The 17128-nt window shown below is 53.1% G+C and carries 17 protein-coding genes and 1 tRNA gene; 15 read left to right on the top strand and 3 right to left on the bottom strand.

The features are described 5' to 3' along the window. Positions 1-62 precede the first annotated feature (62 nt). The 4 genes from HGA34_04235 to HGA34_04220 all read left to right on the top strand — a co-directional run bounded on the left by HGA34_04235 (position 63) and on the right by HGA34_04220 (position 4202). A complete protein-coding gene (locus HGA34_04235; GenBank protein ID NTW22716.1) occupies positions 63-1448 on the top strand; it encodes a cysteine--tRNA ligase in 1386 nt (461 codons plus the stop codon). Positions 1449-1474: 26 nt separating this feature from the next. Next, on the top strand, positions 1475-2683 hold the full coding sequence (locus tag HGA34_04230) for an MFS transporter (GenBank protein NTW22715.1): 1209 nt from the start codon (positions 1475-1477) through the stop codon (positions 2681-2683). A gap of 149 nt (positions 2684-2832) precedes the next feature. After that, positions 2833-3210 carry a metallopeptidase family protein gene (locus HGA34_04225; protein ID NTW22714.1) on the top strand — a complete coding sequence of 126 codons (378 nt, stop codon included), beginning with the start codon at positions 2833-2835 and terminating at the stop codon, positions 3208-3210. A 5-nt stretch (positions 3211-3215) separates the two neighbouring features. Then, positions 3216-4202, top strand: coding sequence for a tRNA-dihydrouridine synthase (locus tag HGA34_04220; GenBank protein NTW22713.1), 987 nt, complete (start codon positions 3216-3218; stop codon positions 4200-4202). A 63-nt stretch (positions 4203-4265) separates the two neighbouring features. Here the strand turns inward: HGA34_04220 and HGA34_04215 are convergent, their stop codons facing one another. Continuing rightward, positions 4266-5546 (bottom strand): hypothetical protein, encoded by a 1281-nt coding sequence (locus tag HGA34_04215; GenBank protein NTW22712.1) that lies wholly within the window; start codon positions 5544-5546, stop codon positions 4266-4268. Between the two features lie 192 nt (positions 5547-5738). After that, positions 5739-6713 carry a magnesium transporter CorA family protein gene (locus tag HGA34_04210; GenBank protein NTW22711.1) on the bottom strand — a complete coding sequence of 325 codons (975 nt, stop codon included), beginning with the start codon at positions 6711-6713 and terminating at the stop codon, positions 5739-5741. 156 nt (positions 6714-6869) lie between these two features. Here HGA34_04210 and HGA34_04205 point away from each other — a divergent pair, with 156 nt between their 5' ends. The 11 genes from HGA34_04205 to HGA34_04155 all read left to right on the top strand — a co-directional run bounded on the left by HGA34_04205 (position 6870) and on the right by HGA34_04155 (position 16670). Next, positions 6870-7631, top strand: a complete 762-nt coding sequence (locus HGA34_04205; protein NTW22710.1) for a hypothetical protein — start codon at positions 6870-6872, stop codon at positions 7629-7631. A gap of 100 nt (positions 7632-7731) precedes the next feature. Next, complete coding sequence (locus HGA34_04200) at positions 7732-8211, top strand: hypothetical protein (GenBank protein ID NTW22709.1); 480 nt, start codon at positions 7732-7734, stop codon at positions 8209-8211. Beyond that, the gene (locus HGA34_04195; GenBank protein NTW22708.1) at positions 8208-10721 is read left to right on the top strand and encodes a type IV secretion system DNA-binding domain-containing protein; all 2514 of its coding nucleotides are present in this window, start codon (positions 8208-8210) and stop codon (positions 10719-10721) included. Before HGA34_04200 ends, HGA34_04195 begins: the two co-directional genes overlap by 4 nt. Positions 10722-10787: 66 nt before the next feature. Beyond that, positions 10788-11234 (top strand): response regulator, encoded by a 447-nt coding sequence (locus tag HGA34_04190; protein ID NTW22707.1) that lies wholly within the window; start codon positions 10788-10790, stop codon positions 11232-11234. A 90-nt stretch (positions 11235-11324) separates the two neighbouring features. Beyond that, positions 11325-11957, top strand: coding sequence for a hypothetical protein (locus HGA34_04185; GenBank protein ID NTW22706.1), 633 nt, complete (start codon positions 11325-11327; stop codon positions 11955-11957). Positions 11958-12161: 204 nt separating this feature from the next. Further along, positions 12162-13763, top strand: a complete 1602-nt coding sequence (gene dnaX / locus HGA34_04180) for a DNA polymerase III subunit gamma/tau (GenBank protein NTW22705.1) — start codon at positions 12162-12164, stop codon at positions 13761-13763. Positions 13764-13772: 9 nt separating this feature from the next. Beyond that, positions 13773-14615 carry a hypothetical protein gene (locus tag HGA34_04175; protein ID NTW22704.1) on the top strand — a complete coding sequence of 281 codons (843 nt, stop codon included), beginning with the start codon at positions 13773-13775 and terminating at the stop codon, positions 14613-14615. Between the two features lie 62 nt (positions 14616-14677). Continuing rightward, positions 14678-14748 (top strand) — tRNA-Gln (locus HGA34_04170). Positions 14749-15201: 453 nt separating this feature from the next. Continuing rightward, positions 15202-15513 (top strand): hypothetical protein, encoded by a 312-nt coding sequence (locus HGA34_04165; protein ID NTW22703.1) that lies wholly within the window; start codon positions 15202-15204, stop codon positions 15511-15513. A 46-nt stretch (positions 15514-15559) separates the two neighbouring features. Further along, complete coding sequence (locus tag HGA34_04160; protein ID NTW22702.1) at positions 15560-16162, top strand: hypothetical protein; 603 nt, start codon at positions 15560-15562, stop codon at positions 16160-16162. Between the two features lie 106 nt (positions 16163-16268). Next, positions 16269-16670, top strand: coding sequence for a hypothetical protein (locus HGA34_04155; GenBank protein ID NTW22701.1), 402 nt, complete (start codon positions 16269-16271; stop codon positions 16668-16670). A 97-nt stretch (positions 16671-16767) separates the two neighbouring features. Here HGA34_04155 and HGA34_04150 read toward each other — a convergent pair whose 3' ends face one another. Continuing rightward, positions 16768-16968 carry a cold shock domain-containing protein gene (locus HGA34_04150; protein ID NTW22700.1) on the bottom strand — a complete coding sequence of 67 codons (201 nt, stop codon included), beginning with the start codon at positions 16966-16968 and terminating at the stop codon, positions 16768-16770. Positions 16969-17128: the final 160 nt, after the last annotated feature.

Below are 17128 nucleotides of genomic sequence, written 5' to 3'. Positions count from 1 at the left end.
TTAAAACCCTCAGTAAAGCTAAAAAAGTTGCTTTTTTTGGCTTTTTTTTGTATCTTTACCGTATGCAGACCATCAAGCTCTACAATACTTTAAGCCGGGAAAAAGAAGTCTTCGAGACGATTTTTCCGGGCAAGGTTGGCCTCTACACCTGCGGCCCGACCGTCTATAATTATGCCCACATCGGCAACCTGCGCACCTATCTTTTCGAGGACATCTTGAAACGGGTGTTGGTTTACAATGGCTTCGAGGTCAAACACGTCATGAATATCACCGACGTCGGACATTTGGTCGGCGACGGCGACATGGGCGAGGACAAGCTCGAGGTCGGTGCTGAACGGGAAGGGAAGACGGCCTGGGAGATCGCCGAGTTCTATGCCGAAGCTTTTAAGAAGGACATCAAGAAACTGAACATCCTGGAACCGAGCATCTGGTGCAAGGCCACCGACAATATCGCCGAACAGATCGCGCAGATCCAAGAGCTCGAGGCCAAGGGCTTTACCTACAAGACCAGCGATGGCATCTATTTTAATACCAAGAAGTTCGACGGCTACAACAAATTATCCCACCTGAAGCTGGAAGAGCTGCAAGAGGGCGCTCGCGTCGAAAAGAACGAGGAAAAGCTAAACCCGACCGACTTCGCCTTGTGGAAGTTCTCGCCTAAGGGAGTGAAACGCCAGATGGAATGGGCTTCGCCTTGGGGCGCCGGTTTTCCGGGCTGGCACATCGAATGCTCGGCCATGAGCTTGAAATTCCTCGATAGCCAGCTCGACATCCATTGCGGCGGCATCGATCACATCAATGTCCACCATACCAACGAGATTGCCCAAGCCGAAGCCGCCACCGGCGAGAAATTTTTCAATTATTGGCTGCACGGCGCTTTTTTGAATATCGCCGGCGGTAAGAAGATGGCCAAGAGCGCCGACAACTTCATGACGCTGGACAAGGCCTTCGCCGTCAAAGGCTTAAGCCCGCTGGTTTACCGCTACGCCGCGTTATCCGTCCATTATCGTAAGCCGATGGAATACTCCGAAGAGTCGGTAATCAACGCCGACAACTCTTTGAAGGCTCTTTATCGCCAAGTTTCCGAACTTGGCTCTGAACCCGGACGGATTTCGCAAGAGTATAAAGACAAATTTTTGGAAACAATCAATGACGATCTGAATACGCCGAGAGCTCTGGCTGTCCTTCAAGAGCTTTTGAAATCAAGCCTGCCGAAAGAAGACAAACTGGCGACCATCCTGGATTTCGACAAGGTCTTGGGTCTGGATTTGGAAAACCGTGGACAAGAAGAAGTGTTGCCGCCGGAAATCGCCGAGCTGGTCAAGGCCAGGCAGACGGCCAAGACCAATAGGGATTGGGAGCTTTCGGATGCTTTGCGCGCGGAAATCGAGCGCTACGGTTATTTTGTCGAGGACACGAAAGAAGGCACCAAGCTGATCAAGAAATAAGCTACTCAAAAAATAAAAATATCCCCATGCAAACCAGGCATCATCAGTTGCATTTTTGGAGCTTCCTCCGCAACAAGGAAATGAACGAGATTTATCTGTCGTACGGAGTCACCAACTTCGCCCTCGGCCTGGTTTCAATATTCGTCCCGATCTACCTCTATAAGCTCGGATTCTCCTTGCCTTGGATCCTGGGTTATTATTTCCTGCTGCCGTTGTCTTCGGTCCTTCTGACCAACCGTGTCTGCGCCCGCGTGGTAGCCAAGTCCGGCGTCAAATGGTCCATGCTAATCGCGGTGCTGTTCAAGATGCTGTTCTTCACCGGCTTGTATCTGCTGCCGACTCATCGCTGGCTATTCTTCGTCCTGCCGCTTTTCAATATGCTCAAGACCCAGATTTCCAGCCTGGGATACCATCTGAACTTCATCGAGCATTCTGATGCGGCCCACCGCGGACGCCAGGTCTCGATCCTGCAATCGACCGCCTTGGCCGCCAGCCTGCTCGCACCGCTGATCGGCGGCGTCGTCATCGGGCTGGTCGGATTCAAGCTGCTGTTCGTCGGTGCCATCTTTTTGATGATGGTGGCGGCCATTCCGATACTGGTCCTGCCCGACCACAAGAATCTCAAGCCGGTCGAGTTCGACATCAAGAACATGTGGCGCGACATGCTCAAACGGGAGAATCTGCCGTTATTTTTAAGCTATGGCGGTTACGCCATCGAGGAGTGGATCGGCTTCGTCGTCTGGTCACTGTTTCTGTTCTTCATCCTGCACAATACCGAATCGGTCGGAGCGGCCAGCTCGATCGTGGCGGCGGTCACCTTCCTGGTCTTCTATCTGGTCGGCCGCCTGTCGGACAAGGTCAGTAAGAAGAAGCTCATCAAGCTCGGCACCTTCCTGTATTTTTTCGGCTGGGTCGGCCGCTTGTTCGCCGACAGCTTCAGCTCGGTCATCTTTATTGATTCCTACAAGAATATCACCGGCAATTTCCTCCAGGTCCCCTGGTCGGCCTTTTCCTATGACTTGGCAGCGCGCAGCAACTATTTCCGCTTCATCGTCCAGCGCGAACTGATGTTCGACCTGGCCCGGGTGATCGTCGCGCCGGTCATTATCCTGGTTTTCGTTCTGAACTACAACCCCTTTTTGATAGCCTTCATTATCGCCGCCTTGGCCAGCCTCGGCTACATGACGATCAACCGTCTGCCCGAGACATTGGTAGGCGAATTCGAGAAGAAGTAGATTAAAATCAATCATAATCAAAACCCGCTGATAAATTTAGTTGGGTTTGATTAAGTGGATAAGTTTCTGATTATTTAGTCGCTATTTGTTTATGTACAATCTTCATTTTATTTGTTAAAGTTGATAATTCTTATAAAATCAGGTGCGATATGACTAGGGAAGATTTCGAACAATTGGTCGAGGAGGCGCTGGCGCTGATTCCGCAGGAGTTTTTGGATAAGCTCGATAACGTGGCCCTCGTCATTGAGGATCGCGCGGATAAGGACCAGCGCCGGCAGGCTCGCCTATCCGGCAACCAAGTCCTGTTCGGGCTGTATGAAGGCGTGCCCTTGATCCAGCGAGGCGCCGGTTATGGCAGCGTACTGCCGGATAAGATCACGATTTTTCAAAAAGCCATCGAGGCCAACTGCGCCACCAGGGAAGAAGTCCGCTTGATGGTCCGTGATACTGTCTGGCACGAGATCGCTCATCACTTCGGCAGTGACGAGCATGGTGCAAGACAGGCCGCTAAACGAACGAATAAATAGGATTTATGAATAATGACTTTTGGCAACAATTGAAAGCAAGGAATAGCTCCGCCTCCGCCCAAGGCGGACAAGTAATACTGGCCTTGGCGCCGATGGCCGGTGTGACCGACGCGCCGTTCCGGCAGATGTGCCGCAAGTTCGGCGCCGATGTCGTCTACTCGGAGATGGCCAGTGCCACGGCCCTGAACTATCAGCCGCAAAAAACCTTGGACCTGGTCAGGTTCGAAGAGGCCGAGCGGCCTTATGTCGTCCAACTGTTCGGCGCCAATCCGGAGCATTTCGTCAAAGCGTCTAAAATCATCACCGAAGAAGTGAGGCCTGACGGTATTGATATCAACTTCGGCTGTCCCGTGCCCAAGGTGCAGAAACAGGGAGCCGGGGCCATCCTGATGGGCAATCCGAAGCTCGCGCGCGAAGTCGTGGAGGCGACGCTTGCGAGCACTGACCTGCCGGTCTCGATCAAGATCCGGGCGCGCATGGAGAAGGGCGAAGGCGATGCCAAGCGTCGCGTCGACGCCCTGGAATTCTTGCAAGCGATGCAGGGCCTCGAGCTGGCAGCAGTGATGATCCATGGACGCTCCATGGCGCAAGGTCACTCCGGTGCAGTTGATTTTGAAATCATCAAGGAAGCTCGCCGCTATGTGCCGGGCATCTTGTTGGCCAATGGCGGCGTGACCGATGCGGCCACTGCCAAAGAGCTGTTGGAAGAGACTGGGGCCGACGGCCTGGGCATCGCTCGCGGGGCGATGGGCAAGCCTTGGCTTTTTGAGGAGATAAGGGAAAACAAGAACGTCTCCAAAAGCAAGCGCGAGATATTCGATATCGCCCTGGAGCACGCGCGCTTGGCTGACCGGATTCTGGGCAAGCAGGGAATCGTCGAATTAAGGAAACACCTTTGCTGGTATGTGGCCGGATTCCCTGGGGCCGGCGAGTTGCGGCGCGAACTGGTCAAGGTGGAATCTCTTGCAGATATAGAAAAGATACTGAGATAAATAAAAAATGAGCCCGTCTCTTGGAAGAGACGGGCTTTTTTGGGTTAAGGTGCGGGTAGCGGTTCAGTAGATGCCGACTGCCATGCCATCGGTTCCCAGGAAGGGAACGGTCTGGTTGGTTTCGGTAACGACTGAGGCGCCGGTGACTTGGTAGTTGAACATCTCCATGGTCGGGTAGTCGGGCGAAACGTCGCCCTGCAGGTTGATCGAGATCATCGCTCCGGCCGGAATGTGGATGTCGGTCGTGAAGGTCACGATGGCCACGCCGTATTCGTCGACGGTAATGCTCGCAACGGGGAAATGCGTGCTCGATCCCAGGAGCTGCGGCAGGTCGGCGCGGACCAGGTAGAGGTTCGACAGGTAGTTGCAGTCCCAGAGGCGGAAGGTCAGGGTTTTGATGGCGGCGGTTTCGGTGGTGGTGTTGGCAAGGTTGATCCTGGCCAGGGTGGTGTTGTTGTTGCCGCGGGTCGGGGTAGCGACAGGAACGGCATTTACGGCTTTGACAAAGCCGGCATTGTCATCCTCGAAGATGACGTCGATCTTGATCGTTCCAGGAGCCGGCCAGTCGTAGTTGACGAAACCGTTGGCATTCGCCTCGTCGATCGCCTTGATCAGGTCGAAGGTGAAGACCGCTTTGTGGGTCTGGCCGGTGTCATCGGTCAGGATGATCTTGGCTTCGTTGACCATGGGCGAGGTGGGGTAGACTGTTCCGAAGTCGAAGCGGTTGGCTGCGGCGTTGTAGCGGCCGCCAGTGCCTACGGAAAATCCGGTGCCGTTCGCCTCCTCGATGGAGATGCTGTAACCCATCTCGGTCTCGGTGTAGGAGCCAGTAGGGCGGTTGATCCGGCCTTCGAGGTAGACGAAGGTGCTCTTCTGCGCGACGAGGGTCGCATGGGTGGACATGCCTGAGGTGACTTCGACCTGGGTGGTGGCGCGGTAGATGACGGCGCCGGACTGGGTCATGAAGTTGGCCTCGAGCATGTAGTTGCCGGGGTCGGCGATCAGCTTGCCGGAGAGACGTCCCTGGCAGACCATGATCGTCTGCATCTGGCCGTAGCTCTTTCCGTCATTGAACCAGAACTCCACGTGATGGATCCGCTTGCGCAGTTCCATTTCCTGATTGGAGATGCCTCCGCCTCCGCCGCCTCCGCCTGCGACCGTCTTGGCCACTTTGAGGGTGGCCGTCTGGTTGTCGACGGGGAAAAGCTGCGTGTCGATTGACACAGCACCTTTGCCTGCGGGGAGCGAGGTGTCCGAAGTCTGGTGGTTAGCGGTGCTAGCACCGCAGCCTGCAAGAGCCCAGCCCAATGCCATTAAAAACAATGCAACGAATGTTCTTCTCATCTTCTATTCCTCCTCTAGGGTATGTGCAGCCTAAAAAAAGCTGCTGGTTGATGTCAAACAGCGAATGAGCAACGATTATTTACAATAGCATATTTTTAGTAATTTGTCAATGGTTTTAGGGTAATTTAACCCAATATTAAACAAAAAAACCTTTTTAGCAAAGGTTTTTTTAGGAAGAGTAAAAGTTTCAGTTTAGAGCCACTTCTTGCGGCGGAAGATGAGGAGAATCGTGGAGGCGACCACGAACATGATCGATAATATCAGCCAGAAGCCGCTGGGGTGGTCGACGAAGGGCATGCCTTCGGAGCGCATGCTGAAGATGGCGGCGATGAGCGTCAGATAAAAACTGATGATCGAGAAAATGGTCAGCGTCTTCATCGTATCATTCAGATGCGAGTTCAGGAGCGATTCGTTGGTGCTGTTGAGGATCTGCACGATCTCCTTCTGGTTTTCCAATATTTCCCAGATAGAGATGGAGTGATCGATCAGCTTCTTGTAGTAACCCTTGAGCTGTTCCGTCGGCACCAGCTTGCTTTTTAGGTCCATGAATTTGGAGAGGATCTTCTTGTGGCTATGCATGATCTTGTGGAAGTTGATGATATTCTGACGCAGGATCAATATCTGGGAAACGGCCTTGCGCTGTTCCTGGGCGAAGATATGTTCCTCGACTTTATTGATGGCCAGGCTGTTCTTATCGAGTAAGGGGAAGCAGGAATGCATCAGTTTTTCCAGGAGCTCGTACAAAAGGATAGTGGCTGACTCGAGTTTGTAGGTCAGAAGAGAATCGCCGTCTTTTTTGCAGAGGCTGAAGAAATCGTTCAGGGCTTGCAGGTTGCCGTTGTGCAGGGTGATGATATAGCCGTGCAGCACGAAAAAGTCGACTTCGGTGGCGACGATGGTCTCGTTCAAGTAGATCGGGAAATGCATGATGGCGAAGATGTAGTTTTCGCCGCGCTGGACCGAAGGCCTTTGGGCGAAGACGTTGCTCGACGAAGCGTGCAAGTGCGCCAATTGGAAATTGAACCGCTTGCGCAGATACTCGATCTCGCGCTTGCCGGCGTTAGTCACATTGATCCAGGTGATCTTCTTGTTGGCTGTGCGCGGATTATCGACTTCCACGATCTGGATGTTGCGGCTCGTCTTGTCCTCCTTGATATCTTTGGGCATCAGTTTTATTTTGCCATCCGGCCTGGCGGCAGGATGAAAGTTATTATCTATATTATGGCACAGTTTGACAATTGATGCAAAATCGGGTAGGGTAAATAATCGTAAATCAGTCCTTTTTTAACCGTTAACATAAAAAATCCGTGCAAGGAGGTAGCTATGGCCAATTTAGCCATCAAGGTCGGTTCGAATCTGCTGGTGGATGCCAGCTCGGGCCGGGAAGAGGTGAATTTCAGCTTTATCCATGATCTCACTAGGCAGATCGCGGAGTTGCGCCAGCAAGGCCACCGCGTTTTACTGGTGACGTCCGGCGCTGTTGCCAGCGATTCGGAAGATCGCCGCTCGAAGAACCTGCGGGCATCGGTCGGCCAGTTGCGCCTGATGTCCGTGTATTCCCATTGCTTTCGCGAGCATGGCGTCAAGGACGTCGGACAGATCCTGGTGACTGACCACGATTTCCGCCACCCGGAAATTTTTTCCGCTACGGTCTTCGAAGCCTTTGACGAAGGTGTCCAGCTGGTCATCAATGCGAATGACCCCGTCAACAACCAGGAGCTCAAGAACATGGAGAAGTGCGAGGACAACGACCGTCTGACCGCGACTGCGGCCTCGACCCTCAAGTTGGATTTCGTCCTCTTCGGCATCGACCGGCCTGGCTTGATGAAAAGCGAGCACGAGGTTGTCAGGCGGGTGACGCTTTCGGAGCGCGAAACGGTGCTCGGGTACGCTAATGGCGGCAGCCAATACGGCCACGGTGCCGAAGGTATGCGGACCAAGCTGGAGCAGATTTTCAAGCTGGTCCATTCGAATATCAACGCCATGCTTCTGCCGGCCCACGAAAAGGACGCTTTTTTGCAAGCGACCGCCCAGATGCTCGGCAAACCAGTGCCGGAACTGGGTACGATTTTCTTGCCCCATTGATTTTTATGCCAGCCCCGAACCAGTTCGGGGCGTTTTTTTTGGAGCAAATATTATTTTGTGTTATAATATCGGTAACTTAAAGAACCTAGCCGATTACTCTATGGACATCCGTCCAGCCAATGTTTTGCGTCCAGAACAGCCGCTCCAACCCGAGCGGCCTTCAGGTTTTTCTCCGGAGAAACCGGTCACGGTCGAGCAGCGGCCAGAGGCGCCGAAGCCGGCCGAACGGGTCGGCGAAGGAGATTTCCCGCTGCCAGCTGTCACGCCGCAGACCGATGACCTGATAATCTCGCCCGCCTCGCCGGAAGTGCAACAGATAGAGAGGATTATGGAAGACGGCTTGGCTGAGCTTTATGCCCAGATGCCGCCAGACAAGCAGCGCGAGTTCCGCCGGGTCGGTGAGCAGACCGCCCGCCAAATCAATCAGCTGCTCATGGCTACCAAAATCCAGGTCACCAAGATTATTAGCCTGATCAAGGACTGGCTCAAGATCCTGCCTGGCATCAACCGATTCTTTATCGAACAGGAAGCTAAAATAAAAACTGACGAACTCTTGAAGATGCGTCAGCCCAAGCCATGAACTACGGACTCGAACAACCTGTGAGCCAGCCGCTCGACCCGACCGCTTTCGTCGATCTGGCCCTGGTCTATACTTTCGGCGCCTTGGTCGCCTTGTTCGTGGTGCTGGCGATCATCAAGAAGCTTATCACCCATTACGCCAAGAGCAGCCACTACTTCGACCATGTCATCTATCTGGTGCGCCTGTCCAAGGAAAAGCCGACCGACAAGGACAATAATTTGACGGTGCAGCAGCTGCGCGAGGAAATCGCCCGGGGTGAGACCCTGTTTTCCTCAATCGGCGGCCTGCGGGCTGAGCGCGGCGTCCTGCCGTGGCTCTTTGGCCGACGCGATCATTTTTCCTTCGAGATTGTCGCCAGCAAGAAAGTAATAGCGTTCTACTTGGTGGCGCCGCGGCCGATGGCCCGCTACCTCGAGCAGCAGGTCCAGGCCCATTACCCGGAAGCGGTGGTCGAAGAGGCGCGCGATTATAATATCTTCACGCCGCAGAGCGTCGTCGATTTCGGCTGGCTCAAGACGCGCCGCAGCTTCATCTTCCCGATCCGGACTTACAACAAGATGGAGACCGACCCGCTGAACTCGATCATCAACGTCCTGTCGAAACTGGGCGAGAATGAATCGTTAGTCATCCAATATATCGTGCGCAGCGCCAAAGGCGCTTGGCACGGCAAAGCCAGCCGCGTCTTCTCCAAAGTCCGGCAAGGCAAGCCGCTGCACGAGGCTTTGAATACTTCGCCCTGGGCCGAGTTCTTCAGCTATTTCAAAGGCACGAGTCCGGAGGATAAACAGAAGCAGCAACAGCAGCAGACGATGCAGCGGACCAATGCCATGGACGAGGCGATCCTTAAGAATCTGGAAGAGAAGAACGCCAAGGCCGGTTTGGACGTCAATCTGCGCATCATCGTCAGCACCGGCAGCCTCCAGCAGTCGCGCGGCTATCTGGCCAACATCATCGGCGCCTTCGCCCAGTACAATCTTTACGAATATGGCAATTCTTTCAACAACAAGATCAACTCTTTCGTTAAAAGCTGGAAGCACAAGAAATTCATGAAGGATTATATCTATCGCCGCTTCGACGATAAGCTGAGCTTCCTTCTGAATACCGAAGAACTGTCCAGCCTGTTCCACCTGCCGCTCAGGTGGACCGAGACGCCGAACATCCTGTGGCTGACGGCTAAGCACGCCCCGGCCCCGACCGAAATCCCCAACGAAGGCATCGTCCTGGGACGCAATATCTATCGTGGCGTGGTGCGCGACGTGCGCATCAAGCGCGAAGACCGCCGCCGCCATACCTATATCGTCGGTAAGTCCGGCGTCGGTAAGTCCGTCCTCTTGGCCTCGATGGCTATCCAGGACATCTTGAACGGAGAAGGCGTCGGGGTGATCGATCCGCACGGTGACCTGATCGACGATATCTTGAAGCGTATCCCGCCGGAGCGGGCCGAGGACGTGATCCTGTTCTCGCCGGCCGACATCGAGCGCCCGCTGGCTTTGAATCTGATGGAGTTCGATCCGCGCTATCCCGAGCAGAAGTCGTTCGTCATTAATGAGATGATTAAGATTTTCGATAAGCTGTACGACCTCAAATCCACCGGCGGCCCGATCTTCGAGCAGTATATGCGCAACGCCATGCTCCTGGTCATGTCTGACCCGGAAAGCGGCTCGACCCTAATGGAGATTCCCAAGGTCTTGGCCGACGCCGAGTTCCGCCGGATGAAACTCTCCCGCTGTTCCGATCCGACGGTCGTCGATTTTTGGCGCAAAGAGGCGGAGAAAGCCGGGGGCGATGCGGCTTTGGCCAACGTCGTGCCGTATATCACCTCGAAACTGACTTCCTTCATTTCCAACGATATGATGAGGCCGATCATCGGCCAACAGAAGAGCTCGTTCAATTTGCGCGACCTGATGGATCGGCAGAAGATCCTCTTGGTCAGCCTGCCCAAGGGTCAGGTCGGCGAGCTCAATGCCTACCTCTTGGGTATGATCCTGGTCGGCAAGATCCTGGTCGCCGCTTTGTCCCGCACCGACATGCCCAAAGAGCAGCGCAAGGATTTCTATCTCTATATCGACGAGTTTCAGAATTTCACCACCGATTCGATCTGTTCCATCCTGTCCGAAGCTCGCAAATACAATCTCAACCTGGTCATGGCTCACCAGTATCTGGGACAACTGGTCAAAGGCCAGGACTCTTCGATCAAGGACGCGGTTTTCGGCAACGTCGGCACCTGGGTCTCTTTCAAGATCGGTTCCGAAGATGCCGAGGAATTGTCCAAGGAGTTCGCGCCGGTTTTCAACCAATACGACCTCATCAATGTCGAGAAGTTCTCGGCCTACATCAAGCTGCTGATAGACAATTCCGCCTCACGGGCTTTCTCGATGGCTACGCCCTGGCCCTTGCCCGGAATCAAACGCGACGAGCTGGCGATGAGGATCAAGAGCCTATCGCGCCTGAAATACGGCCAGGATCGCAATATCATCGAAGAAGAGATTAGGCGGCGGGTAAATATCTGACCATCCCTTTGCCCGGAAACGCAAAATTTGTTATAATACAGCTATCAAAGCTAAATCGAAAAAAATATGAAAAGAAGCAAAAAGGTCATCGTTTTGGCCGATGATGACAAATGGCTGGTAGACCTTTACGGCGAAAAACTGCGCCTCGAGGGTTACGAGGTCCATACCGCCCATAACGGCAAGGATGGTTTCGATTTGGTTTTGGAAAATATGCCCGACCTGGTCTTGTCTGATGTGGTTATGGCCGGAGGGGACGGCTTCTATCTTTTGAAGAAGATCAAAAGCAACCCGGAAACCATGCATGTCCCGGTCATCAGCCTGACCAACCTTTCCAATGAACAGGACAAAAAAGCGCTTTTCGATATCGGCACCGCTGATTATCTGGTCAAAGCCGACTTTACGCCGACCCAGGTCGTCGATCGCATCAGCAAGATACTTGAACGAGAGATTGCCCGGAAAGCCAAAGCCGGGGTCACTCTGGTCAAGAAAACCAAGATAGCGGCTAAAGTCTAGCCGCTTTCGTGATTTTGGGGTCCCGGGCGATGTTTACAAAAAAAATAAAATTCGCTAACATAACAAAACCTAAAAATAAAAGCAAAAACTATGGACATGCAGAATGCTGAAGACCAAGAAATCTTGGATGTCACTGAAGAACTTTCACAAATGGATACTGACGAGCCAGCTCCGGCCGAAGACAGCCAGCTGACCCTGAATCAGAACAAAGTCGACATCATCCGCAAGCTCCTTTCCAATATCAAGGAATCGAGCGAGCAACTTCTGAAGCTTCTGGACAACGGTTCCGTTTCGACTGAACAACTGGACCTTCTGGCTACAAGCATCCGAGCCACCAGCCAAGAAGCAGAGGATGGCAATGTGATCGAAGGCGTCTTCGATGGCGTCAACATGATCGGTCCGGACGGGCACGAGTATCATGTCTCGGCCAACTATGCCTCAAAATCAAAGTTGGTCGAAGGCGACCGGCTGAAGCTGGTCATCACCAAGAACGGTACGTTCCTCTACAAGCAGATCGGTCCGATCGAACGGACGCGCCTGGTCGGCCAGTTGCGCCGGTCAGGGGAGAACGACTTCCTGGCCATCGTCGACGGCAAGACCTGGCGGCTGCTCAATGCCAGCATCACTTACTTCAAGGGCGATGACGGCGACGAGGTGGTCATCCTGGTACCCAAAGACGGCGAATCCCGCTGGGCGGCCGTAGAGAATATCATCAAAAAATAGCTTGACTAATATTAGCAAAAGAGCCTCGATAAAGGCTCTTTTTGCTTGGTCAGCTTGATTTGTGGCGGTATTACCGTTAAAATACCGGTATATCGCGAATGCGCCATGGGCGCTGTTTTTATGGCCAAGGGGCATCGATTCCCGACCATACGAAAAGCCTCTGGCTTTTTTATTAATCCGAGACATTTATTTTTTTGATAAAATATGGCAACGCTATACCGCAAGTACCGGCCGCAGAATTTTGCCGAGGTAGTAGGACAGAACCATATCAAGGTCATCATGCAGCATGAGCTGGTGGCCGATAAGCTGGCGCATGCCTATCTTTTTTGCGGCCCGCGCGCCGTCGGCAAGACGACGCTAGCCCGCGTACTGGCCAAGGCAGCCAACTGCTTGAACCGCAAGCCGGAACAATACGAACCGTGCGGCGTCTGCGACGCTTGCGTCGAGATCAGCGCCGGACGGAGTTTCGACGTGATCGAGATCGATGCTGCCAGCCATACCGGCGTCGACAACGTCCGCGAGAACATTATTGCCAGTGCGCGCGTCGCGCCGTCGAGGTTCAAACGTAAAGTCTTCATCATCGACGAAGTCCATATGCTTTCGACGGCTGCGTTCAACGCGCTTCTGAAAACCTTGGAAGAACCGCCAGAATTCGTCCTGTTCGTCCTTTGCACGACCGAAGTCCACAAGGTGCCGGCCACCATCATCTCCCGTTGCCAGCGCTTCGATTTCAAGCGGATCAGCTTGAGTGAAGTCGTGCGCAAACTGACCCACATCGTGAATCAGGAAGATATCAAGGTTGAGAAGAACATTCTGGAATCGATCGCCCGACATGCCGACGGCCATATGCGCGATGCCGAGAGCCTCTTGGGCCAGCTGGTCAATCTGGGCGGCAAGGAAATTTCACAGGCCGATGCCGACCTGGTCATCCCGAGGAGCGACCTCGGTGAAGTAGCTAGCCTGATCGAGATACTGTCCAACAAGGACGCCGCCTCCGGTATCCGTTTGGTCAACAAGCTGTTAGATGAAGGCGTCGATATCAAGGTCTTCATGGTCGATGTCATCGAGATGCTGCGCAAGCTGATGCTCATGAAAATCAATCCGGCCTTATCCGACTGGCTCGGCCTGGAATTGGGCGAGGCTCTGGAGATGCGCCTGAGTCAGATCAGCAAAGGCTTGACGCAAGAACAATTACTGGCTTTCCTGGAACATAGCATCAAGGCGGCTTCAGAACTCAAATCAAGCTTCATCGTCCAATTACCGCTCGAGCTGATGATCGCCCGCATCTGTACCGCCCCAGCCCAGCCGGCAGCCATCGCCATTCCGTCCGTTGGCGGCTCCGCTTCGGCGGCCAAGGCCGCGCCGGCGCCTGAAGTCCAAGCGCCTAAGAGCGAGGTGATCAGTTCCGGAAATCTCGATTACGAGCTTATCCTGTCTAAATGGAACGAGTTCCTGGTCCGCATCAAGACTTACAATCATTCATTATCTTTCATCCTGAAAGTCTGCCAGCCGAAGAGTCTCAACGGCAACGAGCTGTGCCTGGCTTTCAAATACAAATTCCACAAGGATCGCATCATGGATCCGAGTATCAAGTCGCTTTTGGAGCGGGTGCTACACGAGACTTATTCGACTAGCCTGACGATCGAAGCGGTCATCGATGAGCAGCTAGAAGTTACGGCGGGTGAGGGCGCACCCAGAGCTGATGCTCCAAGTCCCGCTCCGGCAGCCGAGGCTCCGGCCAAACCGGAAAACGACAAGATGATCGATAATTTATTAAAGGCATTCGGCGGCAAGGTCGTCGGCTAAAGATAAGATATGGCAAAAAAAGAGGAGGCAACAACCAAGATTAGTGCTCGCAGGCGGCCGAAGGTCGCTTTGGCTTTGGGCGGCGGCGGCGCTCGCGGCCTGGCCCATGTCGGCGTCTTGAGGACGCTCGAGGCCGCAGGCATCACCATCGATGCCATCGTCGCCACCAGCATGGGCGCCATCGTCGGCGCCTGCCATCTGCTGGGCCGGCTCGACCACTTCGAGACCGAGGCCCGTGGCTTTAACAAGCGCAAGGCCATCAAGGAAATAGTCGATCTGGCTGTTCCTAAGTATTCGCTACTCAAGGGTAAGAAAGCCCATCGCTATATCGAGAAACTGGTCGGTCGCAACGATTTCAACCACCTTTCGGCTCCTTTATGGATCATAGCCACCAACCTGGCTGACGGCCAACCGGTCATTATCAACAAGGGCAACTTGGCTAACGCTATCCAGGCGAGTATTGCCGTACCAGGGGTCTTCCCGCCGGTCAAATTGGGAGATGATTATCTGGTCGATGGCGGAGTGGCCAGCCCGACGCCGATTGCCGAGGCTTTGGCCTGGGGCGCTGATATCGTTATTGCCGTGGACTTGGTTTTGAAGCGGGGAAGCAAGCTGAAAGAGAAGCCGGATTTGATATTTACCATGATGCAATCATACGAAACCATCCGCAACAAGTCGGTTTGGGATGGTCAGACGGAACACCAGAAGGTGGTAACGATCAGACCCGACCTCAACGGCAACGGCCTGGTTTCCAGCTTCAAATTCTTCAAGGTTGATAATTTCATCAGCGCCGGAGCCAAAGCGGCCATTGCAGCTTTGCCAGAGATAAGGGAAGCGATTGACAATTTCTAGTAATTCGGTTACAATAGCAAACAAGGCTTAACCGCCTTTTTGTATTGAAAAAATGCATATATTCGGGGATCGTCTAATGGTAGGACAGCGGGTTCTGGTCCCGTCAATTGGGGTTCGAGTCCCTATCCCCGAGCAAAATGAAATCAGTCCCTTCTGGGGCTGATTTTGTTTTGTTTGTGGATAGGGCCGAAAGAAAACTAATGCGTGAGGCGTGGGGCTTCCGCCCCGGTGAGAGTCCCTATCCCCGAGCCAATAATAAAAAGGAGCACTTCGTCAGAAGTGCTCCTTTTTATTATTGATTTTGGAATGGGACTCGAACCTGCCTACCGGCAGGCAGGCGGGCAGCAGTGAGCAAGATGTTGCTCACCAGAGCAACATCGCAGTCGAGCGCCGCAGAAGTGATGGGAATCACTTCTGCGCTGCCCAGGGCAACGAACCAGCCCGCGACGGCGGACTGGTGAGGCGTGAGCTCCTGTCCTAATGGGGCATGATGGACAAAATAATAGTAATGTGTTATGGTATAAAATCAAATTTTCCTTAAACTAAGCTAGTTGTAAAAAATAACTATCACAAAGGAGATTGAGTCATGGTCATTAAAAATTGCAGTTCGATTGTTGTCGCAGTAGTGACGGTCGTGATTGGAGAAATTACCAAAGATGAAGGCCGTGAGTACATGGTCAAGGAGCAGGGTGGTAAGTTTTTCTTTACCACAAGCAAAAAAGCGGCTGCCCAATTGCAGGTTGGCGAGCAGGTCACCTTGATCTGCGAGCCTGTCCCAAGCTTCGACTACACGAAGCAGGTTTTCTTCCTAGCTAGGAAGAACGGTGCGAGGACCGAGGTGCTCGTGGGCAGCGGTACGGATTGGTACGATGTTTACTTGAAGTCGTTTACCGGGTAGGCGCAGATGAATACCGGATTTTTATCCCGACCTTAGTGGAGGATTTATGGAGATCAAATCAAAATTGCCTTACCCGGCTGGCGCCTTGACCAACTTCGCCGCCTACTTCTTCTACTTGGATGGCGTCTTGTGCGCTTCGATGGAAGGTTTTCTGCAGTCTTTGCTGACTGACGACCTGGCACTGCAGGAGTCGGTGTGCAAGCTGGTCGGCATCGAGGCTAAGCGATTCGGACTTGAGCGAATTGAGACCTGGAAGCAGGGCAAGCACGAATTGAACTGGCGCGGCAAAACATATGATCGCCACGGCCAGGAATATCAGGAATTGCTCGACAGGGCCTATGCCGCTCTATTTATTCAGAATGAAAGTTACCGGAAGGCCCTCTGGGATACGGGAACTGAAGTCCTGACTCACTCGATAGGCGTAGCTGATCCGAACGAAGACATCCTGACTGAGGAAGAATTCTGCTTCAGGCTGATGCAGCTGAGATGCAGCATTATTTTTCTTTATCAATGCGGCTGTTCATGCCACGACAAAGATTCAGGGATGATGCATTTCGCTCCTTGCTGCTACATCTGCGAGGCGTGCGGAAACCGCATCAAGTCGGAAATGGCGCAGGAACATGAGAGGGTGTGCCACGGAAAGGCTTGAAGTGGCGCATGACAGGATATGAAATCATAACAACCACCGCGAAATCAGCGTTTGTCTCTGAGCTGATCAATGGCAGTCCAACCCTGAACGATAAGGAGAATACGAGATGCAGAAACCGACAACCATGGGTGAAGCGAGAGAGCAGGGACTTGAAGGCTACGAAGCGATTCCCGGGTACCTGCTGATACTGAAACACGGCCTGATGGGCACTTTTCCGGCCTTGGTCAGCGAAGGGCTCGAGCTGTTCATCTGCACCGATCTGGAGGTCTTGAAGAAAGTCTGGGAACTGTTGCCCAAGCGGCAGGCCAAGCTGCTCGAGCTGAATCTGCTTGCGAACCTGTCTGAGAAGATCGCCTTTAACGCCGAAATCGGCGACGAAGGCCGGGCGATCAGGATTCTGGCCGAAGAAGATTTCGAGGCCTTGTCCCGGCAACCGGATGCGTTCATGTGGTCCCCCGGACTGCTGTCGCTGACCGGCGAGGGCGTGGTGCCGTCTCCTTTTAATTGAAACCAATCAACCCACTGACGGGGAACCCGCTTCGGTGGGTTTTTTTCAAATAAAAAAACTCCCGGGCATTTGCCCGGGAGTTTTATATGAGTCGAGGTTAAGCGAGCTTAACGTTGACTGCGTTCATACCTTTCGGCGATTCCGCTGATTCGAAAGTGACCTGGTCACCCTCGTTGATCTGGTCAAAGCTGACGCCGACCAGGGAATTGCTGTGGAAGAACAGGTCCTTGCTTTCGCCATCGATGGCGATGAAGCCGAAACCTTTGTCAGTCTTCTTTTTGATAACTCCGTTCATGATGTGATATCATTACTTTGTAAAATGGTAAATCAAACATTTTTAAAGCTCGACGAATTCTCTTTTTTAAAATATTTTTTTCACTTAGATATATTGTAGCACAATATGAAAAAAATGTCAAGCATATTTTTTACCGGGTTGATTTAATACGCTTAACACGGTA

This window comes from Candidatus Falkowbacteria bacterium, from assembly GCA_013336275.1.
In the GTDB taxonomy this organism is placed as follows: Bacteria; Patescibacteriota; Patescibacteriia; order Patescibacteriales; family GWE2-39-37; genus JAAXUA01.
The sequence above is the reverse complement of the archived record's forward strand: the minus strand, read 5'-3'. Positions and strand labels throughout refer to the sequence as shown.

Coding starts and splice junctions, on each gene's coding strand:
- HGA34_04235 (NTW22716.1), top strand. CDS start 63: ATGCAGACCATCAAGCTCTACAATACTTTAAGCCGGGAAAAAGAAGTC.
- HGA34_04230 (NTW22715.1), top strand. CDS start 1,475: ATGCAAACCAGGCATCATCAGTTGCATTTTTGGAGCTTCCTCCGCAAC.
- HGA34_04225 (NTW22714.1), top strand. CDS start 2,833: ATGACTAGGGAAGATTTCGAACAATTGGTCGAGGAGGCGCTGGCGCTG.
- HGA34_04220 (NTW22713.1), top strand. CDS start 3,216: ATGAATAATGACTTTTGGCAACAATTGAAAGCAAGGAATAGCTCCGCC.
- HGA34_04215 (NTW22712.1), bottom strand. CDS start 5,546: ATGAGAAGAACATTCGTTGCATTGTTTTTAATGGCATTGGGCTGGGCT.
- HGA34_04210 (NTW22711.1), bottom strand. CDS start 6,713: ATGCCCAAAGATATCAAGGAGGACAAGACGAGCCGCAACATCCAGATC.
- HGA34_04205 (NTW22710.1), top strand. CDS start 6,870: ATGGCCAATTTAGCCATCAAGGTCGGTTCGAATCTGCTGGTGGATGCC.
- HGA34_04200 (NTW22709.1), top strand. CDS start 7,732: ATGGACATCCGTCCAGCCAATGTTTTGCGTCCAGAACAGCCGCTCCAA.
- HGA34_04195 (NTW22708.1), top strand. CDS start 8,208: ATGAACTACGGACTCGAACAACCTGTGAGCCAGCCGCTCGACCCGACC.
- HGA34_04190 (NTW22707.1), top strand. CDS start 10,788: ATGAAAAGAAGCAAAAAGGTCATCGTTTTGGCCGATGATGACAAATGG.
- HGA34_04185 (NTW22706.1), top strand. CDS start 11,325: ATGGACATGCAGAATGCTGAAGACCAAGAAATCTTGGATGTCACTGAA.
- dnaX (NTW22705.1), top strand. CDS start 12,162: ATGGCAACGCTATACCGCAAGTACCGGCCGCAGAATTTTGCCGAGGTA.
- HGA34_04175 (NTW22704.1), top strand. CDS start 13,773: ATGGCAAAAAAAGAGGAGGCAACAACCAAGATTAGTGCTCGCAGGCGG.
- HGA34_04165 (NTW22703.1), top strand. CDS start 15,202: ATGGTCATTAAAAATTGCAGTTCGATTGTTGTCGCAGTAGTGACGGTC.
- HGA34_04160 (NTW22702.1), top strand. CDS start 15,560: ATGGAGATCAAATCAAAATTGCCTTACCCGGCTGGCGCCTTGACCAAC.
- HGA34_04155 (NTW22701.1), top strand. CDS start 16,269: ATGCAGAAACCGACAACCATGGGTGAAGCGAGAGAGCAGGGACTTGAA.